Source organism: Sphaerisporangium perillae (assembly GCF_023276435.1).
Taxonomy (GTDB): Bacteria; Actinomycetota; Actinomycetes; order Streptosporangiales; family Streptosporangiaceae; genus Sphaerisporangium; species Sphaerisporangium perillae.
Genome location: NZ_JALLPO010000063.1, coordinates 6,313 through 31,938, shown reverse-complemented (window position 1 = coordinate 31,938; position 25,626 = coordinate 6,313). Strand labels below are relative to the sequence as shown.

The 25,626-nt window shown below is 71.4% G+C and carries 26 protein-coding genes; 11 read left to right on the top strand and 15 right to left on the bottom strand.

Going from position 1 to position 25,626, the window contains the following annotated elements:
- The first annotated feature begins 31 nt into the window (after window positions 1-31).
- From MYF83_RS38880 to MYF83_RS38870, 3 genes are all read left to right on the top strand, one after another.
- Window positions 32-1,213, top strand: coding sequence for an MFS transporter (locus MYF83_RS38880; RefSeq protein ID WP_248965821.1), 1,182 nt, complete (start codon window positions 32-34; stop codon window positions 1,211-1,213).
- A gap of 70 nt (window positions 1,214-1,283) precedes the next feature.
- Entirely contained in the window at window positions 1,284-2,066 is a 783-nt protein-coding gene (locus MYF83_RS38875) for an SDR family NAD(P)-dependent oxidoreductase (RefSeq protein ID WP_248965820.1), read from the top strand.
- A 79-nt stretch (window positions 2,067-2,145) separates the two neighbouring features.
- Entirely contained in the window at window positions 2,146-2,448 is a 303-nt protein-coding gene (locus MYF83_RS38870) for a muconolactone Delta-isomerase family protein (RefSeq protein WP_248965819.1), read from the top strand.
- Between the two features lie 72 nt (window positions 2,449-2,520).
- On the opposite strand, the gene MYF83_RS38865 is transcribed toward MYF83_RS38870, so the two are convergent.
- The 5 genes from MYF83_RS38865 to MYF83_RS38845 all read right to left on the bottom strand — a co-directional run bounded on the left by MYF83_RS38865 (window position 2,521) and on the right by MYF83_RS38845 (window position 7,172).
- Window positions 2,521-2,775 (bottom strand): acyl carrier protein, encoded by a 255-nt coding sequence (locus MYF83_RS38865; RefSeq protein WP_248965818.1) that lies wholly within the window; start codon window positions 2,773-2,775, stop codon window positions 2,521-2,523.
- Window positions 2,759-3,622: a class-II aminoacyl-tRNA synthetase family protein gene (locus tag MYF83_RS38860; RefSeq protein ID WP_248965817.1), complete on the bottom strand. Its 864-nt coding sequence runs from the start codon at window positions 3,620-3,622 to the stop codon at window positions 2,759-2,761. Before MYF83_RS38860 ends, MYF83_RS38865 begins: the two co-directional genes overlap by 17 nt.
- Window positions 3,623-3,752: 130 nt before the next feature.
- A complete protein-coding gene (locus tag MYF83_RS38855; RefSeq protein ID WP_248965816.1) occupies window positions 3,753-4,739 on the bottom strand; it encodes an FAD-dependent oxidoreductase in 987 nt (328 codons plus the stop codon).
- 107 nt (window positions 4,740-4,846) lie between these two features.
- A complete protein-coding gene (locus MYF83_RS38850; RefSeq protein WP_248965815.1) occupies window positions 4,847-5,887 on the bottom strand; it encodes a ketoacyl-ACP synthase III family protein in 1,041 nt (346 codons plus the stop codon).
- Window positions 5,888-6,131: 244 nt separating this feature from the next.
- Window positions 6,132-7,172 carry a ketoacyl-ACP synthase III family protein gene (locus MYF83_RS38845; RefSeq protein ID WP_248965814.1) on the bottom strand — a complete coding sequence of 347 codons (1,041 nt, stop codon included), beginning with the start codon at window positions 7,170-7,172 and terminating at the stop codon, window positions 6,132-6,134.
- 287 nt (window positions 7,173-7,459) lie between these two features.
- On the opposite strand from MYF83_RS38845, the gene tsaA reads away from it, so the two are divergent.
- Window positions 7,460-7,933, top strand: a complete 474-nt coding sequence (tsaA, locus tag MYF83_RS38840; RefSeq protein ID WP_248965813.1) for a tRNA (N6-threonylcarbamoyladenosine(37)-N6)-methyltransferase TrmO — start codon at window positions 7,460-7,462, stop codon at window positions 7,931-7,933.
- A 13-nt stretch (window positions 7,934-7,946) separates the two neighbouring features.
- Here tsaA and MYF83_RS38835 read toward each other — a convergent pair whose 3' ends face one another.
- The 7 genes from MYF83_RS38835 to MYF83_RS38805 form a co-directional block, all read right to left on the bottom strand.
- Window positions 7,947-9,347, bottom strand: coding sequence for an aldehyde dehydrogenase family protein (locus MYF83_RS38835; RefSeq protein ID WP_248965812.1), 1,401 nt, complete (start codon window positions 9,345-9,347; stop codon window positions 7,947-7,949).
- A complete protein-coding gene (locus MYF83_RS38830) occupies window positions 9,347-10,456 on the bottom strand; it encodes a phenazine biosynthesis protein (RefSeq protein ID WP_248965811.1) in 1,110 nt (369 codons plus the stop codon). Before MYF83_RS38830 ends, MYF83_RS38835 begins: the two co-directional genes overlap by 1 nt.
- Before the next feature lie 54 nt (window positions 10,457-10,510).
- Window positions 10,511-11,191 (bottom strand): FmdE family protein, encoded by a 681-nt coding sequence (locus MYF83_RS38825; protein ID WP_248965810.1) that lies wholly within the window; start codon window positions 11,189-11,191, stop codon window positions 10,511-10,513.
- Complete coding sequence (locus MYF83_RS38820) at window positions 11,191-11,814, bottom strand: MPN domain-containing protein (protein ID WP_248965809.1); 624 nt, start codon at window positions 11,812-11,814, stop codon at window positions 11,191-11,193. The genes MYF83_RS38825 and MYF83_RS38820 overlap by 1 nt, the downstream gene beginning before the upstream one ends.
- Entirely contained in the window at window positions 11,801-13,237 is a 1,437-nt protein-coding gene (locus MYF83_RS38815; protein ID WP_248965808.1) for a class-II fumarase/aspartase family protein, read from the bottom strand. Before MYF83_RS38815 ends, MYF83_RS38820 begins: the two co-directional genes overlap by 14 nt.
- Window positions 13,234-14,469, bottom strand: a complete 1,236-nt coding sequence (locus tag MYF83_RS38810; protein ID WP_279340665.1) for a Glu/Leu/Phe/Val dehydrogenase dimerization domain-containing protein — start codon at window positions 14,467-14,469, stop codon at window positions 13,234-13,236. The genes MYF83_RS38815 and MYF83_RS38810 overlap by 4 nt, the downstream gene beginning before the upstream one ends.
- Before the next feature lie 532 nt (window positions 14,470-15,001).
- Window positions 15,002-15,565, bottom strand: coding sequence for a carboxymuconolactone decarboxylase family protein (locus MYF83_RS38805; protein ID WP_248965806.1), 564 nt, complete (start codon window positions 15,563-15,565; stop codon window positions 15,002-15,004).
- 420 nt (window positions 15,566-15,985) lie between these two features.
- On the opposite strand from MYF83_RS38805, the gene MYF83_RS38800 reads away from it, so the two are divergent.
- Both MYF83_RS38800 and MYF83_RS38795 read left to right on the top strand, forming a co-directional pair.
- Window positions 15,986-16,657: a pyridoxamine 5'-phosphate oxidase family protein gene (locus tag MYF83_RS38800; protein ID WP_248965805.1), complete on the top strand. Its 672-nt coding sequence runs from the start codon at window positions 15,986-15,988 to the stop codon at window positions 16,655-16,657.
- A gap of 4 nt (window positions 16,658-16,661) precedes the next feature.
- The gene (locus MYF83_RS38795; protein ID WP_248965804.1) at window positions 16,662-17,792 is read left to right on the top strand and encodes a globin domain-containing protein; all 1,131 of its coding nucleotides are present in this window, start codon (window positions 16,662-16,664) and stop codon (window positions 17,790-17,792) included.
- 102 nt (window positions 17,793-17,894) lie between these two features.
- Here MYF83_RS38795 and MYF83_RS38790 read toward each other — a convergent pair whose 3' ends face one another.
- Entirely contained in the window at window positions 17,895-19,007 is a 1,113-nt protein-coding gene (locus MYF83_RS38790) for an FUSC family protein (protein WP_248965803.1), read from the bottom strand.
- Window positions 19,008-19,137: 130 nt separating this feature from the next.
- On the opposite strand from MYF83_RS38790, the gene MYF83_RS38785 reads away from it, so the two are divergent.
- Entirely contained in the window at window positions 19,138-19,605 is a 468-nt protein-coding gene (locus MYF83_RS38785; protein WP_248965802.1) for a MarR family winged helix-turn-helix transcriptional regulator, read from the top strand.
- A 17-nt stretch (window positions 19,606-19,622) separates the two neighbouring features.
- Here the strand turns inward: MYF83_RS38785 and MYF83_RS38780 are convergent, their stop codons facing one another.
- The gene (locus tag MYF83_RS38780) at window positions 19,623-20,516 is read right to left on the bottom strand and encodes a serine/threonine-protein kinase (RefSeq protein ID WP_248965801.1); all 894 of its coding nucleotides are present in this window, start codon (window positions 20,514-20,516) and stop codon (window positions 19,623-19,625) included.
- A 38-nt stretch (window positions 20,517-20,554) separates the two neighbouring features.
- The gene (locus tag MYF83_RS38775; protein WP_248965800.1) at window positions 20,555-22,501 is read right to left on the bottom strand and encodes an N-6 DNA methylase; all 1,947 of its coding nucleotides are present in this window, start codon (window positions 22,499-22,501) and stop codon (window positions 20,555-20,557) included.
- Between the two features lie 128 nt (window positions 22,502-22,629).
- Here MYF83_RS38775 and MYF83_RS38770 point away from each other — a divergent pair, with 128 nt between their 5' ends.
- From MYF83_RS38770 to MYF83_RS38755, 4 genes are all read left to right on the top strand, one after another.
- Window positions 22,630-23,367: a PP2C family protein-serine/threonine phosphatase gene (locus tag MYF83_RS38770; RefSeq protein ID WP_248965799.1), complete on the top strand. Its 738-nt coding sequence runs from the start codon at window positions 22,630-22,632 to the stop codon at window positions 23,365-23,367.
- Window positions 23,368-23,462: 95 nt separating this feature from the next.
- Window positions 23,463-24,014, top strand: coding sequence for a diacylglycerol/lipid kinase family protein (locus tag MYF83_RS38765; RefSeq protein ID WP_504975003.1), 552 nt, complete (start codon window positions 23,463-23,465; stop codon window positions 24,012-24,014).
- A complete protein-coding gene (locus tag MYF83_RS38760) occupies window positions 24,011-24,793 on the top strand; it encodes a phosphatase PAP2 family protein (protein WP_248965797.1) in 783 nt (260 codons plus the stop codon). Before MYF83_RS38765 ends, MYF83_RS38760 begins: the two co-directional genes overlap by 4 nt.
- Window positions 24,777-25,526, top strand: coding sequence for a phosphatase PAP2 family protein (locus MYF83_RS38755; RefSeq protein WP_248965796.1), 750 nt, complete (start codon window positions 24,777-24,779; stop codon window positions 25,524-25,526). Before MYF83_RS38760 ends, MYF83_RS38755 begins: the two co-directional genes overlap by 17 nt.
- Window positions 25,527-25,626 lie beyond the last annotated feature (100 nt).

Below are 25,626 nucleotides of genomic sequence, written 5' to 3'. Positions count from 1 at the left end.
CGAAACCGGCCCGGCCCGAGTGAGGAATGTGATGTCTCAGCAAACGCTCGAGAAGAACAACGGTCTGGCCCTCCCGTACGCCGGTTGGTTCGTCATCGACGTCGACCTGATCCTGATCACCCCGCTGCTGGTTCCGGTGGCCGCCCATTTCCAGGCCGGCCTCGGCACCGTCACGCTCGCGCTCACCGCGTACCTTCTGCTGTTCGGCATCATGCAGCCCATCTACGGGCTCATCTCCGACGCGGCCGGGCGGGTGCGGGTGATGCGGGTCGGTCTCGTGGGCCTGTGCCTGGGCAACCTGCTGGCGGCGCTGGCCCCCAGCGTGGGCGTGCTGATCCTCGGCCGCGCGTTCGCCGGGGCGTTCGCCGCCGCGCTGGTTCCGGTGACGGTGGCCTACGTGGGCGACCGGGTGGCGCCCGAGCGCCGTCAGCGGGCGATGGCGGGCCTGATGTCCATCTCCGCGATCGGCGTCGGCGCCGGCACGGTCAGCGCCGGCGTGCTCGCCGACCTGGTGAACTGGCGGGCCGCCATCTTGCTCGTCTCGCTGATGGCGGCGGTCCTCGCGGTGCTGTACAAGAAGCTCCCGGAGACGCTCACCCCGCAGGCGAGCCGCCCGGTCGCGCTGAACCGGCTCGGCCAGGTGTTCCGCAGCGGATGGTTCCGCTTCCTCACGCTCTTCGCCTTCTTCGAGGGGGCGGCGATGGTGGGGTTCTACAACTTCTTCAGCTCGGCGCTGCAGGTGCACGGGAACAGCGTGGCGATCGCCGGGATCGTCACCGGCGCGTACGGGGTGGGGGCCGTTGGGGGCGGGCTGATCGTGCGGACGCTCGACACCCGCGCGTCCGCCGCGGCCTTGTTCGGCGGCGGCTGCGCCCTGCTGTTCCTCGGCTACCTGATCCCGGCGCTCAGCCAGACGGTCGCCGGGATCCTGGCGGCCAGCCTCCTGTCCGGGATGGCGCTCGCCGTGGCGCAGTCGACGGTCCAGGCCTGGACGATCGAGGCGTCGCCACCGGAGGTGCGGGGGACCGCGGCGTCCGTGGTGGCCTCCGCGGTCTTCACCGGCGCGGCCCTGAGCACGGCCGCCGTCGGCGGGCTCGCGGCAGCCGGCGACTTCGCCCTGCTCTTCGGGATAGCGGCGCTGGTGACCCTTCCTGTCACGGTCGTCGGCGCGCTCGCCCGGGCCCGGTTCGCGCGTAACGCCTCGTCCGCCTGACGCGCCGGCGTCCGCGCATGGCCACCCCACCAACTCCGACCAGACCTGCGATCGAATGGAGATTCCCGATATGACACGGACGGTTGTTGTCACAGGCGGCGGCACCGGGATCGGCTATGCCGTGGCCTCGATGTTCGCCGCCGAGGGTGCTCGCGTCTACATCACCGGACGGCGCGAGTCCGTCCTGAGCGAGGCGCGCTCGCGGCTGGGCGACGGTGTGAGCACCATCGTCTGCGACGCCACCGACCCCGACCAGATCGAGGCGTTGCGCGACGGGCTGCCGGCGACGGTGGACGTGCTGGTCAACAACGCCGGGGGCAACCGGGAGTTCGACGCCCCGCCCGGCGGGGGCGGGGGACCTCTCGGCGCCGTGGGGCTGGGCGGGCAGGCGGGGCCGAAGCCGGATGACCTGCGCGCCATGGCCGCCGGCTGGCGGTCGAACCTGGAGGGCAACCTGCTCAGCGCCGTGCTGACGACGGCCGCCCTCGACAAGCAGCTCGCGCCGGGCGGCGCGGTCGTCCACATCGGCTCCTTCGCGGCCGACCGGGGCGCGGGCTCCTACGGGGCCGCCAAGGCCGCGATGAACTCCTGGAACATCTTCCTGGCACGGCAGCTCGGACCCCGCGACATCACCTCCAACGTGGTCGCACCCGGCTACATCGCCGACACCGAGTTCTTCCGCGACCGGACGAACCAGCAGTTCCACGACGCCCGGGTCGCCGAGACGATGAACGGGCGCGCGGGCTATCCCGAGGACATCGCGGGGGCCGTCGTCTTTCTGGCCTCCCCGGCCGCCCGGCACATCACGGCCCAGGTCATCAACGTCAACGGCGGCGCGCTCACGACTCGATGACCCGGCGCGACCACCAAGACGGCCGGGCCCTGCCGCTCACGGACCACGCCAAGCGACAAGCCACCCTAAGGAGAAACAGATGGCTCTATTTGCTGTCATCGCCAAGAAAGCACCCATCGGGATCAGCGCGGACGAGTTCAACGTGCGGCTGGCCGAGGGGTTCAAGTACACGAAGGACCTGGTGGACAAGGGGATCCTCAGGAACAGGTGGATCCTGGTGGGCGCCTCTGCGGGCCTGAACATCTACGACGTCGGCTCGCACGAGGAGCTGATGTCCGTGCTCTACGCCAGCCCGGTCGCCTCGCACCTGGAGTTCGACGTCTACCCGCTCATCGACCCGGGCAGCTTCGACCCTACGGAGAAGGGCGGCGGCAAGGCCTAGGACGTGCCGAAGGGGGCCGCCACGGCGGCCCCCTTCGCATGTGCGTCGTTCGAGCGGCTCCAGGATGCGCGTTCAGGGAAGCGGCGCGGGCTGGGCGCCGGTGAAGAAGCCGCGCTCGATGCTCGCGAGCGAGCGGAAGTCGTCGAGATCGAGCGTGGCCACGTCGAGCGTCCTCCCGCTGAGCTCCTCGACCAGGATGATGAACTCGACGAAGCTGAGCGAGTCGATCAGGCGGCTGTCGATGAGCTCGTGATCGGGATCGAGGCCAGGCAACTCGGGGTTACGGGCCAGGATCCACTGCCTGATGCTCTCAAGACCGGGATGCATGAGAAGCCCCCTCGAGTTCCGCGCCCGCCCTCGTGACGGCCTCCACGGCGGTGTCCCAGTCGCCGTACCGGCCGAGGAGCACCGACAGCCAGCGCTCGAGACCGAACGCCACGCAGCCGGTGAACACCGGCTCCCCGCCGCCGGCGAGCCTGATGTCACATCGCTCGCCGAAGAAGTTGCGGTGCACGTTGAGCGAGGCGATCGCCAGCTCGTCGACGAGATACTCGTGCTTGACCGGCGAGAGCTTCTGCAGCAGCGCCCGCTGGCCGCCCCGGTCGTAGAAGGGGTCGGTGGCGGCCTCTTTGCGGATGGGCAGATCCAAGGCCGCGGTGAAGGAGGCGATCCGGTCGCTGAAGCGGCTCAGATGGTCCTGTACGAACTCCCGGGAGCCGAGGGCCACGATCTCCCGCATGTGGAAGCCGAGGAGGCGGCTGAGGCTGTCGTAGTACTCCTCCCGCCTGAAGCAGCGGCCGAGCACCGTCACGGTCGTGCCGTCGGCCACCTCCTGGCCCTCGTGGTACAGGTAGACGGCGAAGCACGCCGCGGACGGCAGGGCCAGCCGCGCCGGCTCCAGCACCTCGGTCGGGAAGGACGACGGCCGCGTGCCGGTCACGCCGTCGCGCTTGTCAAGATCGAGAGGGCTGGCCAGGAGCGCCTGGTGGGGGAAGTTGTCGAAGAAGTCCAGCTTCGCCAGCGACTCCACCGGCAGCAAAGGAGGCATGATCATCGATGCCGCCCCCACGCCCGTGCCCCACCCCTCGAAGAGCGCGTCGAGGGTCTTCAAAAGCCCGGTCTCCCCGGAGGACAGCGCCTGCAGCCCGTGCCGCTGCGCCGTGACCGCGCTCATGCGCGCCGCCGATCGGCGCCGACGATGACGGCCATGGGGAGCGGGAGATCAGGGCGGGCGAGGGATGTGGCTGATCCGCCGTTCCCGGCGGCGTCGAAAGGCGACACGACAACTCCTTATGACCAATGGATCAGTTGTGGACGGTGCGTTGGACGATCTGCTCGACCTCGCGCGCGCACCCCCAGGACATGCCGACGCCGACGCCGCTGTGCCCGTAGTTGTGGATGACGCGGGCGCCGCCGAGGGACTCCTCCTCGAGGCGGATCTGCGGACGGGCGGCGCGCAGGCCGACCTCCACGCTGAGGATGCGCGCGTCGGCGATGCGCGGCTCGACGGCGGCGCAACGGCTGATGATCTCTTCGGTCTGGACCGGGTCGGGCTCGCGGCTCCAGTTGTCCCGGTCGGCCGTTCCGCCGCAGATCAGCCGGTCGCCGTGCGCGATGAAGCTGGTGGGCTTGGGGCCCCGGCTGAACTCGAAGAAGTAGCTCTCGAGCCCGGGGTTCTCGACCACCACGTGCTGGCCGCGCATCGGGCGGATCTCCGGGTCGGCGGTGAGACGCTGGGCGTAGGCCCCGGTGCAGTTGACGACGATCGGGGCCTCGGCGGCGGCCTCGTCCAGAGACGCCACGTGCCCGATCTCGATCTGCCCGCCGGCCGCGGTGAGCCGGCCCATGAGGTGGTCGAAGTAGACCGGCATGTCGATGATCGGCAGGGACATCCAGAAGGCCACCGGGAATCCGGCGCGCTCCTCGGCGGTGCAGTCCCGGTAACCGGGCAGCAGGTGGGTCCAGGAGGTGTCGGCGATGTCCTGCCTGCTCGCCCACCGGCCCGGCGTGACCCGCACGCCTGTGCCCGGCCGCGTGGCCAGCGTGGCGAACTCCTCCAGGCCGATCTGGTGCCACTTCTTGGTGGTCTCGTACGGATGCCAGTTCGCGGCTTCCGCCGGGTCGGCGAGGGCGGGGCCTCCGAGCACGGCCGCGGCCACGGCGGAGGTGGTCTCACGCGGATACTCGTCGGCCCGTATCCGTACCGCGAGACCCTGCTCCGCCAGGTACACGGCCGTGGTCAGCCCGATGACACCGGCGCCGACGACCAGTACATCTGTGCGCTCTGTCACGCGAATCTCCTCCATTCGGGGAAACCTCGAACCCCGTGTTGCGGCGGCTAGATGATGTGGCGGGTGCGGGCCGCGGCGGGTCACTCAAGCCGCACGGCGGCGGCAGGTCACTCACGCCGCACGGCTAGGCACGACCAGGTGAACCCGTTGCCCACGTTCAGCAGAAGGGCGACCTCGCCGGGTGCCAGCAGGTTGCCGGCGTGCAGGTCGGCGAGGTTGGCTATCGAGTCGCCGGCGCCGAGGTGCCCGGTGTCGCGGCCCAGGTCGATCACCTCGGCGTGCCGCAGGCCGACCTCCTGCAGTGGCACCTTGTACAGCTCGGCCTGCGCCCCCGAGCCGATGCGCGGCAGCGTCAGGTAGCGCACCCGCGGGTCGTCGGGCGTCAGACCGGCCTCGGCGAGCGCCTGCCGCACCGCCTGGTGGACCGCCTTGCGCACGGTGGCGACGAAACGGAGCATGTCGCCGGACGCCCGGAAGGCCATCTTCGCCCGGCGGACGTTGACCGTGCCGGAGTGGCGGCGGGGCGCCTCGCTGAACGCGTCGTCGCCCCGGTACAGGACCTCGAACCGCGGCGCGCTGACGGAGGCCACCGACAGCAGGCTGTAGGGCCCGCCGGCGCGGTCGAGCAGCAGGGCGGTGGCCCCGTCGCCGTAGACGACGTCGAAGTCGCTGGACCATCTGTCGAAGCCGGGGCCGCAGAACCGGTCGGCGGTGGTGACCAGGCAGCGGTCCACCGACGGGTCGGCCGCCATGCGCGACACCGCGACCTCGATCGCCGCCACGCAGCCGTTGGACGTCTGCTGGATCCCGACCGGGAGAGCGTCATGGGCGCCGACCCGCTGGGCGACGTAGTGCGGAGGGGACCAGAAGTCGTGCCCCTGGTGGTAGATCCAGGAGTGCGCGACGAGCCCGAGGCTCTCACCCGCCCAGCCCGCCTCGGCCAGGGCCTTCTGGGCGGCCAGCACGGCCATCTCCGGCGCGGACCGGTCGTCGCTCTCGGCGACCTCCCGATAGCCGACGCGCGCGGCCATCTGCTCGTCGAGCCGCCCCTGGGCCATGGCGTCGGAGACCGCGTGCCGGCGGGGCGGCAGCCACGCCACCGCCGCGGCGATGCCCGGCGGCTCGGCTAACGGAGGGGAGAGTCTCACGGGGCGGCCTCCTCAAGTCCGGTGCCCGGTTCGACGCCCGCCGTGCCCGAGCGTGTCCCGGACGCGATCGTCGGCTTTCGAAGATCGGCGGTGCATAATGGGCCGGCGTCGTTATCGGATGTCGTTCGATGGAACGGAAACCCCCGGGCTCCATGAAAACCCTGAGGTCAGCATTGTCCGGCCGGCTCGCATAATCAAGCACGTCACCGGCCGATAGGGGTACCCGAAAGAGCTTTGTGGGGGGTTATTCGCGCCGGACCGAAATACACGACCAGGTGAATCCGTTTCCCGTGTTCAGCAGGAGGGCGACCTCGCCGGGTGCCAGCAGGTTGCCGGCGTGCAGGTCGGCGAGGTTGGCTATCGAGTCGCCGGCGCCGAGGTGCCCGGTGTCGCGGCCGAGGTCGATCACCTCGGTGTGACGCAGGCCGAGATCGTCCAGCGGTGGCCGGAAGAACTTCGCCAGCGGCTCGGAGCCGATGCGGGGCAGCGTCAGGTAGCGCACCCGCCGGTCGCCGGGCGTCAGGCCGGACTCGGTGATCGCCTGGAGCACGGCCTTGCGCACCGCCGCGTCCAGCGCGGAGCCGAAGCGCGGGATGCCGCCCGTGGAGCGGAACGCCTTCTTCGTCCGGCGCACGTCCACCATGCTGGAGTGGGTGTGCGGGGCGAGGCTGAACGGGTCGTCACCCCGGTGCAGCACCTCGAACTCCGGCGCGCTGACGGAGGCCACCGACAGCAGGCTGTAGGGCCCGCCGGCGCGGTCGAGCAGCAGGGCGGTGGCCCCGTCGCCGTACGCCACGTCGAAGTCGCTGCACCACTTGTCGAAGCCGGGGGCGCAGAACCGGTCGGCGGTGGTGACCAGGCAGCGGTCCACCGACGGGTCGGCGACCAGCCGGGTCACGGCGACCTCGATCGCCGCCACGCAGCCGTTGGAGGTCTGCTGGACCCCGACGGGAAGCGCGTTGTGCGCGCCGATCCCGCTGGCCACGTAGTGCGGGGGAGACCAGAAGTCGTGCCCCTGGTGGTAGAGCCAGGAGTGCGCGACGAGCCCGAGATCCTCTCCTGACCAGCCCGCCTCGGCCAGGGCCTTCTGGGCGGCCAGCACGGCCATCTCCGGTGCGGCGCGGTCGTCGCTCTCGCAGAGCGAGCGGTAGCCGAGGCGCGCTGCCATCTGCTCGTCCACCCGTCCCTCGGCCATTGCGTCGGCGATCGGATGCCGCCGGGGCGGCAGCCACGCCACCGCGGCCGCGATGCCCGGCGGCTGCGATAGCGGTGGAGAAAGTCTCATGAGCGCTCTCCTCGAGTCCGATGCCCGGGGGCCGGTGCGCACGGGCGGGTCCTGGGCGAGATCGTCAGCTGCGAAGATCCGTCGGCGGGCTGCATGTAGTATTCGCGGGCGCCCGGAAATAGGACGGCGCGCGAAATATCAGCCCGCTCGGCGGAACGTCGAAATGGGCGGCGGTTCGATTCGTGGCCGCGAAGCGACGGTGCTGATTCGCGGTCGCGAGCCAATGGCGGCAAGAAAGCTGGAAAGCATCTCCACAGGTGCGCACTCCGTGAATCGAGGTCGATGAGGTGCCCGAGCAGACCACCAGCGGTCCCGAAGTCCACCAGCCGGTCCAGGTCAGGCCGATCGGTTACGTGGTCACCGACTACGCGCGGCCGCAGGACGCCCCGCCGCAGGCGACCGAGAACTACCGGGACACCGGTCGTGTGGTCGTCTACGACCAGTTCGCCGGGGGGCTGTCCGGGCTGGAGAACTGCCCGCACATCTGGCTGCTGACCTGGCTGCACTCCCAGGGGGAGGACGAGGCGTCGGCGCTCACTTGCGTGCCGCGCGGCTTGGCGATGACCGGCGAGCACCGAGGGGTGTTCTCCACCCGTTCCCCCAACCGCCCAAGCCGCCTGGGGATGAGCCTCGTGCGCGTGGTGGACATCGTCGGCAACGTCATCCACTTCCACGGCGTCGACCTGGTCAACGGCACTCCGGTGCTCGACATCAAGCCCTGGGTGAGGTCGACCGACATCCCGCCCGACCTCGCGGGCTGAGGTCCCGGCGCCGCTACCGGAGGCGCGGGCCACCGGAACCCTTGGCGACTCCGTAGGCGCGCACCTCCATGAGGTCGCCGCTCAGGTATCCGTCGTGCGGGCTGGTGGGGCCGGCCGCGTGGGTCGGCAGCCCGCCGAACACCACCTTGCGGATCGACGGCTCGCGCAGGGCGCTCAGCGCGAGCTGCTCGTCATCGCTCACGACCGACAGCGCCAGCGTGTCGCGGAGCGGCGTGATCGGGTCACGCCGGCTCCAGGGCAGCACCCACACGCACGGGAACGGCAGCTCGATGCCCCTTCCGGGGTGGTCGGCGCGGTCGCACACCAGTACGGCGGGACGCAGCGCGGCGGACCCGTCGCCGAGGTCGGCGACCCCGCCGTCCCGGTAGAGGGCGGCGGTGACCTCGACCGCGCCCGCGAGCCGGGACGCGAGGTGCTCGCGCATCGCCCGCGCCTGCTCGATCGGCATCACCGGCAGCTGCGCCTCGCTCGTCTGCGGCGGGGCGGCGACCAGGGTGCCGAGCCGCCGCGCGATGGCCTGGCCGAGCTCCATCGGGTCGCCCTCGGTGAAGACCGCGCTGGCGTTCGTGCACCGCAGCCCCCCGTCGTAGGCCACCGAGTCGCAGATCACGTCGAGCGCCTCGTCGGTGATCGGGCCGGTGTGCAGGACCTTGGATCGTCCCGGGCCGCGCGGGACCAGCCCTGGGTTGTCCGCGTACCGCCGGATGGCCGTGTCGCCGCCGAAGACCAGGCTCAGGTCGGCGGCCTTTACCAGCGCGTCCGCCGTGGCGTGCCCGCCGGGCAGCAGCGAGAGCCGCGAGGGCTCCATCCCGGCCGAAAGGGCCGCGGCGATCAGCCGGGACGGCGTGAACGGGTCCCGGGTGCCCGGCCTGACCAGGAGCTGGTAGCCGTACGCGAGGGCGTGCACCCACTGGGTGTGCGTGCCGGGGTTGTTGCTGGGCGCGATGACGGACAGGGTGTCGCCGCGCCGCATCCAGACGGCCCTGATCTCGCCGGGCTCGACGCCGGCCACGGCGCCGGCCGGACGCTCCGCCGCCACCCGCACGGGGGCGTTCGCGCAGGTCGCGGCCATGTCCTCCACCGAGCGTCGCGCCACGGAGATCGGCACGCCGGCGCTGCGGGTCTGCAGCTCGCAGTATTCGGCGGGCGTGAGGCCGTTGAGGGTGGCCTTCCCGAACAGCTCTCCCATGAGCTGGAAGGTCTCGGGCGAGGGCGCCTCGCCCAGCGGGCGGCGCCGCAGTTCCGCGACGGTCAGCGTGGCGGCCAGCGGGGGCGCCATGTCGACGTCGGCCAGAGGCGTGCCGTCGACGCCGCGCAGCAGCACCGTCTCGGCGGACGCCCTCGCGACCCCGGCCCTGATGAGCGGGATCTTGTACTTCGTCGCCACGGCCATCAGTAGACCCCCTCGATGATGGTCTCCTTGGAGGTCTCGTTCGGCCGCACGTCGGAGACCTCGGCACCGAGGTCGCCGTCCACCGACGCGCGCAGGGTGACCATGTCGCGCTCGACGGTCGGGGGCATGAACAGCTCGCGCGTCAGGGCGGTGATCTTCACCACGCCCCGCGTGTCGACCGGGACGCGCGTGGTGAGGTCGACGGGGTCGACGACGTCCACCAGCGTGTACGGGTAGAACGGGCGGAAGACGCACGGGGAGGGGTCGCCCTCGCGGCGGGTGCGCTGCGGGGCCATGCCCATCATCGTGTTCCCGTACGCCCCGGCGAGCCTGGCCTCGGGGAAGGCCTCGTTCTCCAGCAGGTTCAGCGTCTCGGGGTCGATGCTGGTGCCGCCCCAGATGATGCCGCGCACCTTCTCGCGCAGCGGCTCGTACACGTCGGGACGGGCGACGACGTTCTCGAGGATGCGCGGGGTCGTGGAGATGGCACGGATGTCCTGCGACAGCAGCACGTCCTTGACCTGGTCCAGGATGTGGTCGATGTAGCGCTTGGACTCGTCCTCGCGGCCCGAGGCGATGCACCGCTTGACCCAGCGGGGGTCCAGATCGACGAAGTAGGCGAGGAACCCGCGCAGCTCGCTCAGGTTGCCGATGTTCTTGGCCATGATGTGCGGGCCGGTCGGCCCGATGTGCAGCCATCCCGCCTGCTGCCCGCCGGTGGGGAACCCCTGCTCGTCGAGGAACATGCTCTGGTACTCGATGTTGCGCCTGCGGGAGGTGGCGTCGACGATCCGCTTGGGCGCCCCCGTCGTACCGCCCGACTCGTACACGCCGAAGCGCCCGGGCCTGCCCGTGCAGCCGCGGGGGACCAGGGTGTGCGCGGGGATCGTGCTCCAGTCGGTCGTGACGTCGGCGAACAGCCGTGACAGGTCGTCGTAGGTCTTGACGTCCGACAGCGGGTCGAAGCCGAGCGTCGCCGCGCGGCCGACCCAGAACGGGCTACCCGTCGAGGGCGAGAAGTGCCACGTCATCGTCGCCACGACCAGCTCGTCGAGGTCCGGCGTCGCGTCCACGGGCGCCTCGAACAGAGCGGCGAAGTCATCGGACATGAAACTCCCTTTCTCGGGTCTGGGACGCGGGACCGGGCGGACCGCCCGCGTGGGTCAGTTGTGCTGGAGGTGGCCATGGCCGTGATGATGAGCGTGGTGATCGTGGTGATGACCCGCGTGGTCGGGTGGGAGCACCCCGCCGTGCGCGGCCAGGTGGCAGGGCGGGCACAGCAAGCGGCCGCGGTGGTCGTGCAGCACTGAGGTGCTGGTCTGCTCGTCGCAGCCGTCGCAGGGCGCGTGCGGCTGCAGCTTCTTGGCCGCCGGCGCCTCCTCGGAGACGGTCTCGACCAGCAGGATGTCCTCGACGGGGGCGGTGAGGAGGTGTTCGACGCGCTCGGCCTGCCCGCGCGAGAAGCGGCCGCGCTCCTCCTCGGTCGCGGTGCCGCTCTCCACCTTGTGGGCCAGCGCCCAGGCCTCGTCGCTGCGGAACGCCTCGCTGCCCGGCTTGGCGGTCACCCGCAGCCCGGCGCCGTCGGAGACGCGCCAGAACGTGAAGGCCACCTTGCCGTGGTCCTCCTGGATCAGGTGCCGGTTGCCCAAGGTGCAGCCGGTGAGCACCTGGACGGAGTCGATCGCGCACGAGTCGGTCTCGCCGACCGCGACGATCTCGTTGTCGGCGCCGTGCCGGCCGAGGGCGGCCAGCGCCACCTGGGCGATGCGCAGGCCGACCGCCGAGCCGGGGCACTTGTGGCCGTGGAAGCGGGTGACCTGTGCGTAATCCTCGATATAAGACATCAGGAGCCCTTCCTGTCGGTGGCGGAGGCGGTGGGGACGGCGCGGGCGACGACGGGCCGCAGGACGACGCTCGCCTCGCAGTCGTTGCGGCCCTCGTAGAACGCCCGCATCGTGATGCGGTGCAGGTCGACGGCGGAGACGATCACGATCCACTGGCCGGACTCCTCGGCGAGCATCCGGTCCAGCCGGGTGCAGGTGTCGCGGCGGGGATCGTGCTCCCAGGGGACGCGGTGCGTGTGGTAGTTGCCGACCACCATGAGGTCGTGCTCGTCGCAGAAGTCCTCGGCGTCCATCAGTTCGCCGGGATGGGCCACCCATCCGCGCTGGTCGTTGGGCGTGTCCGAGGGGATGGCGTGGTTGTCGACCAGCTCGTCCATGTCCTCGGCGATGTGCGGGTCGCGGCGCATGTTGGCCAGCAGCGGCAGCACCGCCGCCACGTGGAGCGTCGTCCCGCGCTGGCGGCCGAGCAGCAGGCCGAACGCCTTCCGCTCGGCCACCTCGCCCTCGATGTAGTGGCCGGTCAGCTTGCGCACCACGTGGCCGGCGATGCCGGCGAACAGCGGGCGCGGCAGCACGATCTCGCGGACGTCGGCGAGCGGCGGCCGGACCTCAGTGGTGGGCAAGGCTGGTCTCCTTCACCGGCTTGCCCAGAGTGCGCCTGGTCTCGGCCGCCCACGCGCGGGCCTGGGCGACCGTGTACATCGTCAGCTCGGCGGAGTGACCGAGGTAGGAGGACGGGTCGAAGATCTCGGCCAGCTCCTCCTCGGTGAGGTGCTGGGTCACCCCGTTCTGGCGCACCAGTTCCTCCAGCGGCGTGCCGCTGCTGCGCGAGGCCTGGCTGAGCTCGTACACGTGCTCGTGCGCGGTCTGCTTGCCGACGTGCTTGCCCAGCGCGAGCATGAGCCGCTCGGTGACGATCTGGCCGGCGACGACCTTGGTGTTCTCCAGCAGCCGGTCGGTGTGGATGTTGAGGCCGTCGACGATGAGGCGGGTGATGTCGCAGGCCGCGAGGGTGTAGTGGGACACCTCGGGCACGCACGCCCACTCCAGGCGCAGCGAGCGGGAGTCGCGCTCGTGGTCGCCGCTCATCGCGTTCAGCGCGACGCCGACCGTGCCGGCCGCGAGGCGGGCCAGCATCACGGTCTGCTCGCAGGCCTCGGGGTTGCGCTTGTGCGGCATCGTGCTGCTGCCGACCCGGCCGAGGCGCCACTCCTCCTCGACCTCGCCGAACTCCGGCCGCGACAGCAGGCGCACCTCGTCGGCGATGCGGCCCATCGTCCCCGCGACGATCGCGAGGGTCGACACGAACTCGGCGATCCGGTCGCGGGCGACGTGCCAGGCGAGCGGCGCCGCGCTCAGGCCGAGGCGGGCCGAGAAGCCGCGCAGCAGGTCGATCGCCTGGTCTCCGAAACCGGCCATCGTTCCCACGCCGCCGAACAGCTCCGCCGTGAGCACCCGGGGGCGCAGGGACCGCAGCCGCTCGCCGCTGCGCAGGATCTCGTCCATCCAGCCGGCGATCTTCAGTCCGAAGCCGATGGGCAGGGCCGGCTGGGCGTGCGTGCGGCCGAGCGCCACCGTCTCTGCGTGCAACTCGGCGAGGTCGGCCATGCGCGTGACGATCGCGAGCAGCTCGTGCTCCAGCGCGTCGACGACGTCGCGCATCTCCAGCGACTGGGCCGTGTCCTGGATGTCCTGCGTGGTCGCGCCGTAGTGGACGTACTCCCCGGCCCCGCCCTCGATGGACGCCTGGAACACCCGCAGGAGGCCGACCAGCGAGTGGCTGGTGCGGCGGATCTCGGCCCGGACGGCGCCGAGGTTCAGCCGCTCGACCTTCGCCGCCTCGGCGATACGCTGCGCCGCGTCGGCCGGGATGATGCCGAGGGCGGCCTGCTCCAGCGCCAGCGCGGCCTCGACGTCGAGCCATCGCTGGAAGCGGCAGCGGTCACAGAAGATGCGGCGGCTCGCCGCGGTGCTGTAGCGGTGGCCGTAGAAGGCCGAGTCGACGATGTGGCTGCGCTCGTGGCGACACGGTTGGTCGGTGCTCATAGGTTCTCTCCTGAGGCGATGAGGCCGCTCCGGCGGGACGCGGCGCTCGCGACCCGGTTGCCCCTCGGACGCCGGCTGGCCCGGGAGTAGGGGCTGATCCCGTATGGGGGTCGGTCGGGCGCGACGGGCGCGGCCGCCGCGATGTCGAGCGCCACCTGCCGTGGCGTCATGCCACGCAGGCGCGATCCGGCGATGATGTCGATCACCAGCTCGCGGATGAGGAGGCCGACGTTCTCGAGCACCTCGTGCGGCTCGGGGAGGATCTCCGGGCCGAACAGCGTCTCCATCGAGGCCGAGCCGCCGATGCCGCCGATGAAGTCGGGCACGACGAGCACGCCGCGCTCGTTGAGCGTCTGCTCGGCCGCCTCGCTGAGGCCGCAGTTGGCGCCCACGACCACGACCGGCGCCTGCAGCGTGGCCGCCTGCTCGGGGGTGATGGCGTTCTCCACGGCGGCCAGGACGAGCACGTCCACCGGCAGGTCGAACAGCGTCTCGCCCGGCAGCCACGCGAGCTTGGAGGTCTGCTCCGACACCGGCCGCGACTGGTCGTGTTCGAGCATCGAGACGATGTCCAGCCCGCGGGGGTGCACCGCGCAGCCGTACGCGTCGGCGACGGCGACGATCGACGCGCCTTCGGCGACCAGCGACTCGGCGGCGGCGCGGCCGAGATTGCCGAAGCCCTGGATCGCGATGTGCAGCCCGGTCGCCAGGTAGCCGGCGCTGTCGGCGGCGGCGAGGGCGGAGTGGGCCACCACGTGGCCGGCGCGCCGCTGCCCGAGGGTGCGCCGGCCCACGGGGGCGTCCAGCAGGCGCATGCGCGCGAAGTACTCGTCGTCGGAGAAACCCTGGGCGTGCTTGACCGCGTACTTCACCGACCGGAGCCCGACCCCCGCCGCGAGGCGCTCCAGATCCTCGAAGCGGGTGCCCATGTCGCAGCCCATGCTGTAGCGGGAGTTGAGCTCTTCGGCGATGAACGTCAGGAAGCGCGAGATCACTTCCTCGCTGCCGGCGGACATGGGGTCGTAGTCGAGGCCGGACTTGGCGCCGTCGACGTTGATGCCCAGTACGCGCTGCTTGAGCGTCATGCGTTCGGCCAGGTCGATGAGAGTCTGGACCTTCAGGCCGGGCTGGACGCGGAAACCGCCGGCGGCGAGGCGGCAATCTTCTCGGTCATATACCAAATAGCCGGAACATCCCTCAACCGGGTCGGTGTATTCGATGACACGCGGCATGTGCAACCCCCCAGGGCATCTCCAGATCGGGGCGTATCTGTGAGTGTTCGTGATGGTGCACATCGGCCGGATCGATCGTCAACGAGCGCCGGATTCAGTTGCACGCACGACCGCCGGGGAGATGCCGTGGCGGCGGGCCGGCGATATGGCCCGCGTGTTCGCGCCGGGGGAGGCGCCGAGGCCGGCGTGCGCCGGGGAGCGTGCCCGTCGCACGGCTCTCACCTGGCCGGAGGCGCGGAGGTGAGGCCTTCGCCGCGTCCGGCGCGTACCGGCCGGGGACCGGTGGAACGGGTGACGGTCCGTTCGGCGCCATATTCATGACGGTGCTGGATAGTGCTGATCATTCACGGGATGTACAAGTGCTTAGAACCCGCACTTGTACACCGAACGCCTGAATGACACTTAGCGCAGTGTATTTTCTTGATTGGGAATTAACCGCAACTGCGAAACGGTGGCATTTGCGGCCGCAGCCGCGATTCCCGTCTGCGCGGAAGGCCGCGAGCGGCTGTGCGGTGTTCGCGAGGGTGGCGCGCTAGGCGGCGTCGCCGTCCCAGGCGAACGCCTGGAGCTGGGCGTCGACGGGCGCGGCGGTCAGCCGGTTGGCGTAGGTCGAGATGGTGTAGGCGCCCACGCCCAGGACGACCTCGAGGGCGTTGCGCGGGGTGTGCCCGGCGTCCAGGAAGGCCCGCGTGTCCTGGTCGGGGACGGCGCCCCGGTGGTCCATGACGGCCAGGGTGAACAGCCGGAGCGCCTCGAGGCGCGCCTCGGGGAGGGGCGCCCGCGCCCGCAGCGCCTCGACGAGCTCGGAGGACGCCTGCAGCCGGACCAGCTCGGCCGTGTGCATCGCGACGCACACGTGGCAGCCGTTCCGGGTGGCGACCGTCATGACCAGGACCTCCCGGTCGAGCGGGGCGAGGGTGCTCTGCTCGAAGACGGCGTTGACCGTCAGGAAGCCTTTGAGCAGCTCGGGTGAGGTGGCCATCCGGGCGACCGGGGTGGGCACGAAGCCGAACTTCTTCCTCGTGGCCTCGATGGCGGTCCGGGCGCCGTCGGGCGCGGTGTCGGTGGTGTGGTCGATGAACAGGTCGTGGGGCATGGGGTCTTCTCCGGTCCGTCGCCCCGGGCAGGCCGGGAGCGCACAAGTCGTCAACGTGGTTGTCCATATAGTAAACATGGTTGACGGGTTGACGCAATGCCCAGGAAAGCCCGTGCCCTACCCGCGCGGGCCGGTCGGGATCTTCTCCGTTGAACGCGGGAGCCGGGCGACCGCGGCGGGCGGGTCAGCGGAGCCCTGCGTGACGGCGCAAACGGCCGCGTTCGTCCCGATGAGGGGGCGAAGTGTGAGCGATCCTCGCATGACTGTCAAAGTCAGGAATGTTTAGGGCGAGCGTATCCATCACTCCGGATCGCCCGCTAATGTGACCGAAGTTGTGTATGGGGTTTATGGGGCTTGGGTCGGGGCACTTGCGGCGATCAGCCGCGCACTCGGGCGGTCGGGACGGTGATGGGAGCGTTGATGGGCCAGCACGGGCCGTACGACGGCCCGGGAGACGAGCATCTCCCCGGGTCGAGAGGCGAGCACGTCCTCCAGAGTCTGTTCTCCACCCGAGAGCGGGCGCTTCGCTTCTACAACCGGCAGGTGGTCGATCATCTGACGCCCGACATGCAGGAGTTCGTCGCCCGGCAGGAGATGGCCTTCATCGGCACCTCGGACGCGCGGGGCAACTGCGACACCTCCTTCCGTGCGGGGCCGCCCGGCTTCGTCCGGGTGCTCGAACCCACCAAGCTCATCTACCCTGAGTTCCGCGGCAACGGGGTGCTCGCCAGCATGGGCAACATCATGGAGAATCCCCACGTCAGCCTGCTGTTCGTGGACTTCTTCGAGGACCTGGTGGGGCTGCACGTCAACGGCGCCGCCACCATCACGACGGCGTACGACGCCGCCCGCCGGCACGGGCTCGTCGACGAGGACCAGACCGCGCCCGGGCGCCGCGCCGACCGGTGGGTCGTGGTCGAGGTCGAGGAGGCCTACATCCACTGCTCCAAGCACATCCCGCTGCTGGCCAGGCAGGACCGCAGACTGCGCGCCACAGAGAGCCGCAGGCCCGCGGGCGACGACTACTTCGGCGTCGCCCGGATGCGGTCCATCGGACAGGAGCGACAAGGAGTGGGCCGGCCGGCTGAGTGACGTCATGAGCATCGACATCGGATTGATCCGCCAGAGCTGGGCCCTGGTCGAGCCGGTGGCCGACAAGGTCACCATGCACTTCTACGCCAAGCTGTTCGCCGACTACCCCCATGTGCGGGAGATGTTCCCGCCCGCCATGGACGTCCAGCGCGACCGCCTGCTTCAGGCGCTCACGCGGGTCGTGCTGAACCTGGAGGACGGCGCGGGAGTGGTGGACTACCTCGGCCAGCTCGCCCGCGACCACCGCAAGTACGGCGTCATGCCCGAGCACTATCCCGCCGTGGGCCGCTGCCTGGTCATCGCGATGCGGGCCAACGCGGGGAACGCCTGGCGCTCGGTCTACGACTCGGCGTGGATCGACGCCTACCAGTTCATCGCCGACGTGATGATCAAGGCGGCCGAGCAGGAGTCCGCCTACGCGCCGCCCGCGTGGGAAGGCGTCGTGGTGGGCCACGAGATGCGCACGCCCGAGATCGCCGTGGTCACCGTCGAGCCGACGCAGCCGTACGCGTACAAGGCCGGCCAGTACGCCACCCTGCAGACGCCCCACTGGCCGAAGGTCTGGCGGCCGTACTCCATCGCCAACGCGCCGCGGCGGGACAACCGGCTCACCTTCCACGTCCGCATCGTGCCCGGCGGGTGGGTCAGCACGGCGCTGGCGCACCGCACCCGCCCCGGCGACACCCTCCTGCTCGGGCCGCCACGCGGGTCCCTGCTCCTCGAACGGGCCAGCACCCCCCACCTGATCTTCATCGCCGGGGGCACCGGCCTGGCCCCGCTCAAGGCGCTCATCGAGGAGTCGATGTGGCTGCCCGCACGCCCGAGCATCGACCTGTTCCACGGCATCCGCCACAGCGGTGACGCCTACGACCTCGCCGACCTGCGCGACCTGCGCTCCCATCACCGCCGCCTGCGGGTCGTCCAGGCCGTCTCCGACGATCCGGAGGAGTGGCGCCGGGAGAACGCCGTGGACGCGCTGCTCAACCACCGCGTCATGCTGGACGGCGACGTCTTCGTCTGCGGCTCGCCGGACATGGTGCAGGTCACGACCGCCCGGCTGCTGCACATCGGCGTGCCGCCGCACCTCATCCACACCGAGTTCACCCCGGGCGCGCCGACCCTGGTGTACTCGTGAGGTGAGCGCGCACTCCAAGCGTGCACTCGTGAGGTGAACGCCCTCGCGAGCGCGCGGGCCCGCGCCGGATCAGCCCTGCCCGTCGTCGAGGCCCGCGCCGGATCAGCCTGGCCCGTCGTCCAGGCCGATACCGGACGGGTCGGCCGCGCTCGGCGGGAGGGCGGCGGTCGCCGTCTCGCGGTCGGTGCCCGCCGCCACCAGCAGGTCGACGGTGATGGAACGCAGCTGCGCGGTGATGACGTTGGTGGAGAAACCCGACCCGGCGGCGAGCGAGGTGCGCACGCCGTCGGCCACGGCCAGCGCCGAACGCCGGGCCTGCACCGGCTCGACGCCCTCGGCCAGCTCGTCCCTGAGCAGCCGGGCCGTCTCCGCCAGGCCGTGGAGACGGCCGGGAAGCTCCGGCGGCATCGGCTCGCGATCGCGGAGCGCGGCGAGCGTGCGGCGCAGGAGCACCCTGATGTTGCGCAGGGCGTGGTCGATCGGGGTGGCGGCGGCCTGGTAGCGGGCGAGCCGGCCGCGGGTATGCCAGCGCAGCGGGCTGACCAGGGCGATCTCGCGACCGGTCTGGAGCGCGGAGTGCAGTTGCTCGACCGCCTTCTGCGACCCGCGCGCCTTCTCCAGCGAGTCGGCGGCCAGCGGGATGTCCCCGGCGGCGATCGCCTCCGCCGCCCCCTCCAGCGCCTCGGCCAGCTCCTCCAGGACCACGCGCCCGTGCCGGTGCACGAGGGCGAGCGGGTCGATGGGGAACAGCGCGACGGCGGCGATGCCGATGACGCCGCCCACCAGCGCGTCGAGCATCCGGGCGGATCCGCCCGTCCCGCTCGGCGGCAGCAGCGTGGCGACCAGGACGGCCGAGGACCCGGCCTGCAACGCGATGACGGCGCCGCTGTCCAGCAGGACGGCGCAGGCCATGGCGAGCGCCACGACCAGGCCGAGCTGCCAGGCCCCAGAGCCGATGCGCGCGATCAGCAGGTCGCCGACGCCCACGCCGAGGCTGACCCCCACCACCATCTCCAGCATGCGGCGCACCCGGCGCCCCATGGCCACCCCGATGCAGACCACGACGGCGACCGGGGCGAAGAACGGCCGCGGATGCCCGAGCACGTCCTTGGCCACGAGCCACGCCGCGGCCGCGCCGGCCGAGCACTGCAGGATGGACGGCGTCCGTGAGGCCAGCCTGAGCAGCCGGAGGCGAGTGGTCTCTCTCAATGTCATCGTCAGCATCCCCGCGTGTACGGTCACGCGGCATCATATCGGGCAAAAACCCCGGGCAGCGGCCCGGTGACACAGGGTGATCACGGACGCCGTACATTTGAGCGCTCAACTAAATCGGTAGACTGGCCGTGTGAGCGAGACGCGGTGGCTGGACGCCGACGAACAGCGGACGTGGCGCACCTACCTCTGGGCCTCCCAGCTCCTGCACGAGTCCCTCGACCGGCAGTTGCAGCGTGAGGCCGCGATGCCGCACGCCTACTACATGATCCTGGCGATGCTCTCCGAGGCGCCCGGCCGCTCGATGACCATGACGGAGCTGGCGCAGCTGGTGCGCTCCTCGGCGAGCCGCCTCTCGCACGCCGTCGCCAAACTGGAGGCGCAGGGCTGGGTGCACCGCTGCAAGCGTCCGGGCGACGGCCGCACGACCGTGGCCACCCTCACCGACGAGGGGTTCGCCGCCCTGGCCGCAGCCGCCCCCGGCCACGTCGAAGAGGTGCGGCGCGTGCTGTTCGACCGGCTCACCCCCGAGCAGGTCGAGCAGCTTCATGACATCTTCGGCGTCGTGCTGGCCAACCTGAACACCACGGACGGCTGCTGACCGCGCGGCGGATCCGGTCAGGGCAGGACGCGTCCCACCATGCGGGCGTACATACGGCCGGGGCTCGGGACCGACGGCGGGGTGAGGAAGCCGGGCAGCATGGGGAGGTCGACCGCGAAGGGCTGGAGGCGCTCGTACAGCGTGTTGGCGTCGGCCGGGCGGTTCTCCGGCTGCTTCTCCAGCAGGTCCGCGATCAGCCGGTTCAGCTCCTCCGGCACGCCGGTGACCCCGGGCGGCCGCTCGTTCACCTGCTTTTCGAACACGGCGTACTCGGTGGGCCCGACGAACAGCTGCTGCCCGGTCAGCATCTCGTGCAGGACGCAGCCGAGGGCGTACAGGTCGCTGCGCGGGCTCGCCACCCCGCTCTGGATCTGCTCCGGCGACATGTACGCCGGGGTGCCGAGGATCTGGCCGATGCGGGTGAACTGCGCGACGTCCGCCTCCCGCAGCATGGCCAGGCCGAAGTCGAGCACCTTGACGCTGCCGTCGGGGCAGAGCATCAGGTTGGTCGGCTTGAGGTCGCGGTGGCAGATGGACAGCGCGTGCGCGGCCGACAGGACCGCGCAGGCCTGGGCCGCGATGGCGGCGGCCCAGGGGACGGGAAGCGGGCCGTGCTCGCTGACCAGGTCGGCCACGGTGACACCGTCGATGAACTGCATGACCTGGAACAGGCGCCGGTCGAAGGTGCCGAAGTCGTAGAGGATCGGCGCCCCGGCGTGCTCCAAGCGGGCCAGGATGCGCGCTTCGCGCATGAAACGCTGCTCGAGCTCCTCGTCGTGCCCGCCTGGGAACCGCAGGAACTTCACGGCGACCTTGCGATCGAGGCGCCTGTCGTGCCCGCCGTAGACGGCGCCCATGCCGCCTTGGCCGAGAGGCAGGTCGTCAAGCACGTACCGGTCGCCGATGACCATTCGCCCCTCCTCATGATCTATCGGGGAAAAATACACCCTCAGCCGTTGGGCCGCAGGTGACCGCCGACCAGCCCGTCAAAGCCTAGCCGTACGAGCCTCTCCCCCAGAGCGGCCGTCGCGCGCAGCCGGTCCTCAAGGGCGAGCAGCTCGCGGAACGCTTTGCCGTACATCCGCTGCTCGTCCAGGGGGAGCCGCGGGACGCGCACCCGGCGCGCGTCGACGCGGCTCGCGCCAGGATAGGCCCGGGTCGCGCCCGAGGCCCCGGCGTACCGCAGGTATCCGGCGAGGAAGTCCGGATCGAGCCGGTCGCGGTCGACCCGGTACAGGTGGAGCTGGGGCCCGAGCACGGCGCCCGCCTCCTCGACCGCCCGGGCCGCGCCCTCCCCGGCCGCGACGGCGGCCACGACGTCCCCGGCCTCGAGGGTGATGTGGCCGGGGTCGCCCGCGGTGAGTCCGGACGGCGGGCCGCCGGTGACCAGGTCGGCGGCGGTGAGCACCGGCAGGTCGCCCATGCCGGTCGCCATCTTCGGCGGGCCCTGGTGGATTGTGACGATGCCCGCCCTGACCAGCTCGCCGATGGTCGTGGTGGGCAGCTCGCGGGCCTCGGCGAGCGGGGCGATGCCCGGCAGCGCGCCCGCCAGCGACGCCGCCTCGGCCTGGAAGCGGTCGTGCACCTGGCCGAACTCCACGGCCGCGTCCTGCTCCTCCCGCAGCGGGCGGTGGCGCGCGGGGCTGAGATCCACCTCGTCGTCCAGCAGGTCGATGATGCGCACCGTGCGGCCCGGGCCCGGCGGCTCCGCCTCGGGATCGGCCACGAAGGCCCGCCAGGTCGCCTCGACGCTCGACAGGCCCTCGGCCGCGTCCACCATGAGCACCTGCGACGACGGCCGCTCGCCCGGCTCGGGGCGGCGCAGGAGCCACAGGTCGGGGCCTCCGGCCGGCAGCGTCACCACGGCGCGCAGGGCGCCGGCCCGCAGGAGGTTCCCCCGGATGCGCTTGCCGGGACGCCGGCTGGCGGCGGCCGCGGGCATCAGGATGGCGACCAGGCCGCCGGGGCGCGCGCGGGCCAGGCAGTGCTGCACCCACGCGAGCTCGGACTCGCCGCGCGGCGGCAGGCCGTACTCCCAGCGCGGGTCGCCGGTCAGCTCCTCGTAGCCCCAGGCGCGCTCGTTGAACGGTGGGTCGCAGACCACGACGTCGGCGTGCAGGCCGGCGAAGCCGTCCTGGCGGAGCGAGTCGCCGGCGACGATCCGCGCCCGCGTGTCGCGCAGCAGCAGCCGTACGGCCGCGAGCAGCGCCGCCGTCTCGCTGCTCTCCTGCCCGAGCACCCGCGCCCCGGTGAACGGCAGGAGCAGCCCGCCGACCCCGCACGCCGGGTCGAGCACGGTCGTGGCGCCCGCCGCCACGCCGGGGGCCGGGCCGGCGATGCGCGCCATCAGGGCGGCGACGTCGGCACGCGTCACCGACAGCTGCCGGGAGTGGGCTTCGACGTAGCGCTCGCAGAGCAGTTCGAAGGCGGGCAGTGGCCCGTGCTCGGACGCCAGGTCGGCGATGAGCCGGTACAGCCGGATGTCGATCAGGCTCCAGTCGACGGGAACGGGCAGGTCGGCCGTGGCCGCCGCGGCGGCCTGGTGGAGCCGCTTGGCGGGCTCGCGGCTGCGGGCGACGGAGTTCCAGCTCTCGGGGTCGCGGCGCAGGTACAGCAGGAAGGCGCCCGCGCAGCCGACGAGGTCGCCGAGGCGGAGATCGTCGCCGGAGGCGCGTAACCCTTGCCAGGCGCGGTCACCGAGTGACATCTCGTACGATTTGCCGTTACGGCGTAGCCAGTCTTCGACTTCGGGAAGGGAGAAAAGCGGGCTCGCGGCCGTACCGCCCACGGGCTGGGGAAAGTCGTCGTAGCGGCGCCGCCAGTTGCTCACCGCCGCTCGGCCGACGTCGGCGAGCCGGGCGATGTCGCCCGCGTTCAACGTGGCGTCGTGTCCCATACGCTTCGCATCTCCCTGCTCGGCCACGGCTCTCCATCGGCTCCCCAGGGCCAGATTAGTCCACCTTGCCGCTGCAATCCACAGAATATGTGCTTGTGAAGTGTTTCAACCAATGATTTACTGAGGGCATGTCAAACAACGCGTCGTTCACGTTGCGTTACGCGGCTCGCACCGACGTCGGCCTCCGCCGCCAGCAGAACGAGGACTCGGTGTACGCCGGCCCCCGCCTGCTCGCCGTCGCCGACGGCATGGGCGGGCACAGCCACGGCGAAGTGGCCAGTGCGACCGTCATCGCCGCCATGTCCGTCCTCGACAGCGACCCGCCCAGCAGCGACCTGCTCGGCGCGCTGGAGTCCGCCATCACCGAGGCCGTCCGGCGCCTCAAGGACATGGCCGAACGCGACCCCAAGCTCACCGGCATGGGCACCACCCTCACCGCCATGCTGTGGGACGGCACGCGCTTCGCCCTCGCCCACATCGGGGACTCCCGCGCCTACATGCTGCGCGAGGGATGCCTCTACCAGATCACCCGCGACCACACCCTCGTCCAATCGCTCGTGGACGACGGGCAGATGACCGCCGAGCAGGCCGCCGCGCATCCGCGCCGGTCCCTGCTCATGCGGGCCCTCGGCGGCAGCGGATCGGTGGAGCCCGACCTCTCCCTGCGCGAGGCGCACACGGGCGACCGCTACCTGATCTGCTCCGACGGGCTGAGCGGCGTGGTCGGCCCGCAGGCGCTGCACGAGACACTGACCTCCTACGAGGACCTCGGCGAGGCGGCCCACCGGCTGATCGACCTGGCCAAGGAGGGCGGCGGCCCGGACAACATCAGCTGCATCGTCGCCGAGGTGCAGGCAGGAGCCTGAACCACGTCATGCCGGGTGGGCACCTGGGGCGTGTCGTGCGGACCAGCGCCGGAACATCCGTCTAAAACATCGCAACTCGGGTAGCACGCAGTGCCGTGCCTAGAGCTGCCGTGATAGTGAACCCGAGCAAGTGCGACCTGGACCGCTACCGTGCCGACGTGACGGCCGAGCTGGCGAACCTCGGCTGGGACGCGTCATTGTGGTTCGAGACCACCCCCGACGACTTCGGCGTGGGCATGACCGCGAAGGCCCTGGCCGAGAAGGTCGACCTGGTCTTCGCCTCCGGCGGGGACGGGACGGTCCGCGGGTGCGCCGAAGCCCTCATGGGCACCGATGTGCCGCTGGCCATCCTGCCCGCCGGCACCGGCAACCTGCTCGCCCGCAACCTCGGGCTGCCCGGCGGCCTCGCCGACGCGGTCCGCGTCGGCGTAGAGGGAGAGACCAGGTCCATCGACGTCGGCGTCCTCGACGGGCGGCCCTTCGTCGTCATGGCGGGCATCGGCCTGGACGCCGTCCTCGGACTGTCCTTCGCGGCGCAGCTCGAGGCGTGCCGCGGCGGGGGCGGGGGGCCGATCACCCCCGACCCCGGGCCGGCGGGGACCAAGGCACGCACGACAGGCGACCCGAAGGAAGGCAAGAGATCATGACAGGTGCGGACATGCGGCTGGGGCGGCGGTTCGATCGGGACGCGCGGCTCGGTTTACGGCTGACGCTCGCGTCCGTCGCGCTCGTCCTCGTCCTGGTCCCGTTCACGCTCCTGCTGGTCCTGGTGGAGACCTCGTTCGGCCCGCTCAACCGGCTCGACGAGGACGTGGCGAACGCGCTGCACGCCTACGCCGTCCAGCATCCCGGGTGGGTGCGGTTCCTGATGCTGTGGACCGACGTCTTCGGCCCGGGAACCTGGCGGGTGGCGATCGGGCTCGCCGCGGCGTGGCTCGTCTACAAGCGCGCCCCCCGCCTGGCCGCCTGGGCGGTCACGACCATCACGGTCGGCGGGCTGCTCGGCCTCGGGCTCAAGGTCGTCGTGGCCCGCGCCCGGCCGCACCTGCCGAACCCGGTCGACCTGGCGCCGGGCTCCTCGTTCCCCTCCGGGCACGCCGTCAACGTGACGCTCGGCGTCGGGGTGCTAATGCTCCTGATCCTGCCCCTCCTCTCGCACAGGCAGAAAGTGATCGCGTGGACCGTCGGCGCGGTGATCGTGCTCGGCGTCGCCTACACGCGGGTCGCCCTGGGCGTGCACTGGGTCAGCGACGTGGTGGCGGGCGTCGTGTTCGGCGCCGCGGTCGTCGCGGCGACGACCGCCGCCTTCGAGGCCTGGCGCCGGGACATCGGCCGCCGGCCCTCCGAGCCGCATGTCGAAGGCGTCGAGCCGGAGGCGATGGAAGACATCTCATCGAAGGGAAGTACGCATGGTCGGCGACACTAGATTGGCGACGAGCGGCACGCGATGGCCGGAGACCATCGCGCGGGTGCTGCGCCTCATCCTGCTTCCCCTCGTGGTGCTGGCCGCCGTGACACTCGGCGTCGGCTGGCTGATCATTAAGCCGTTCCACGCGGAGGTGGCGGGCGAGGTCGCGGTGAACCAGGGGCTCGCGCAGGACCGCACGCCCCTGTTCAACACGCTCACGCACTACGGGTCGATGCTGTCGGACACGCCGGCCATCATCGTCCTGACCGCCGTCGCCGCCCTGGCGTTCCGGTTCGCCTTCAACCGGTGGCGAGAGTCGATCTTCATCATCCTGTCGGTCTGGTCGCAGTCGGCGGTGTTCCTGCTTGCCACGGTCTTCATCCAGCGCCCGCGGCCCACGGTCCGCCACCTCGACCCCGCGCCGCCCACCTCCAGCTTCCCGTCGGGGCACACCAGCGCCGCCGTCGGCTTCTACTGCGGGATGGCGTTGGTGCTCACCCTGCACACACATCGCCACACAGTGCTGAAGGCCCTGTGGTGGACCGTCGGGCTCGCGGCCCCGCTCATCGTGGGCGTCTCCCGCCTGTACCGGGGCATGCACCACCTGACCGACGTGAGCTGGGGCCTCATCCTGGGCTTCGTCTGCCTCGCCGTGGTCGGCCACGCCATCCTCGGCACGCCGCTCATTCCCGGTAGGAGCACGCGATCGGGCACCACGACGGCGCCGAAGGCCCGCGCGACCGCCGCATAGCGGCAAGGGATCGCCCGGCGGTATGCGAATGGCCGGCCGGTTCGCTGCGGCGAACCGCGCCCCCCCACGGCGGGCCCGGCGGGAAGCTCCCCGCCACGAG

What these genes read in the sequence shown, in the direction of transcription:
- MYF83_RS38880 (WP_248965821.1), top strand. Translation starts at nt 32, where the DNA reads ATGTCTCAGCAAACGCTCGAGAAGAACAACGGTCTGGCCCTCCCGTAC.
- MYF83_RS38875 (WP_248965820.1), top strand. Translation starts at nt 1,284, where the DNA reads ATGACACGGACGGTTGTTGTCACAGGCGGCGGCACCGGGATCGGCTAT.
- MYF83_RS38870 (WP_248965819.1), top strand. Translation starts at nt 2,146, where the DNA reads ATGGCTCTATTTGCTGTCATCGCCAAGAAAGCACCCATCGGGATCAGC.
- MYF83_RS38865 (WP_248965818.1), bottom strand. Translation starts at nt 2,775, where the DNA reads ATGCATCCCGGTCTTGAGAGCATCAGGCAGTGGATCCTGGCCCGTAAC.
- MYF83_RS38860 (WP_248965817.1), bottom strand. Translation starts at nt 3,622, where the DNA reads ATGAGCGCGGTCACGGCGCAGCGGCACGGGCTGCAGGCGCTGTCCTCC.
- MYF83_RS38845 (WP_248965814.1), bottom strand. Translation starts at nt 7,172, where the DNA reads ATGAGACTTTCTCCACCGCTATCGCAGCCGCCGGGCATCGCGGCCGCG.
- MYF83_RS38835 (WP_248965812.1), bottom strand. Translation starts at nt 9,347, where the DNA reads ATGGCCGTGGCGACGAAGTACAAGATCCCGCTCATCAGGGCCGGGGTC.
- MYF83_RS38830 (WP_248965811.1), bottom strand. Translation starts at nt 10,456, where the DNA reads ATGTCCGATGACTTCGCCGCTCTGTTCGAGGCGCCCGTGGACGCGACG.
- MYF83_RS38825 (WP_248965810.1), bottom strand. Translation starts at nt 11,191, where the DNA reads ATGTCTTATATCGAGGATTACGCACAGGTCACCCGCTTCCACGGCCAC.
- MYF83_RS38815 (WP_248965808.1), bottom strand. Translation starts at nt 13,237, where the DNA reads ATGAGCACCGACCAACCGTGTCGCCACGAGCGCAGCCACATCGTCGAC.
- MYF83_RS38810 (WP_279340665.1), bottom strand. Translation starts at nt 14,469, where the DNA reads ATGCCGCGTGTCATCGAATACACCGACCCGGTTGAGGGATGTTCCGGC.
- MYF83_RS38805 (WP_248965806.1), bottom strand. Translation starts at nt 15,565, where the DNA reads ATGCCCCACGACCTGTTCATCGACCACACCACCGACACCGCGCCCGAC.
- MYF83_RS38800 (WP_248965805.1), top strand. Translation starts at nt 15,986, where the DNA reads ATGGGCCAGCACGGGCCGTACGACGGCCCGGGAGACGAGCATCTCCCC.
- MYF83_RS38795 (WP_248965804.1), top strand. Translation starts at nt 16,662, where the DNA reads ATGAGCATCGACATCGGATTGATCCGCCAGAGCTGGGCCCTGGTCGAG.
- MYF83_RS38790 (WP_248965803.1), bottom strand. Translation starts at nt 19,007, where the DNA reads ATGACATTGAGAGAGACCACTCGCCTCCGGCTGCTCAGGCTGGCCTCA.
- MYF83_RS38780 (WP_248965801.1), bottom strand. Translation starts at nt 20,516, where the DNA reads ATGGTCATCGGCGACCGGTACGTGCTTGACGACCTGCCTCTCGGCCAA.
- MYF83_RS38775 (WP_248965800.1), bottom strand. Translation starts at nt 22,501, where the DNA reads ATGGGACACGACGCCACGTTGAACGCGGGCGACATCGCCCGGCTCGCC.
- MYF83_RS38770 (WP_248965799.1), top strand. Translation starts at nt 22,630, where the DNA reads ATGTCAAACAACGCGTCGTTCACGTTGCGTTACGCGGCTCGCACCGAC.
- MYF83_RS38760 (WP_248965797.1), top strand. Translation starts at nt 24,011, where the DNA reads ATGACAGGTGCGGACATGCGGCTGGGGCGGCGGTTCGATCGGGACGCG.
- MYF83_RS38755 (WP_248965796.1), top strand. Translation starts at nt 24,777, where the DNA reads ATGGTCGGCGACACTAGATTGGCGACGAGCGGCACGCGATGGCCGGAG.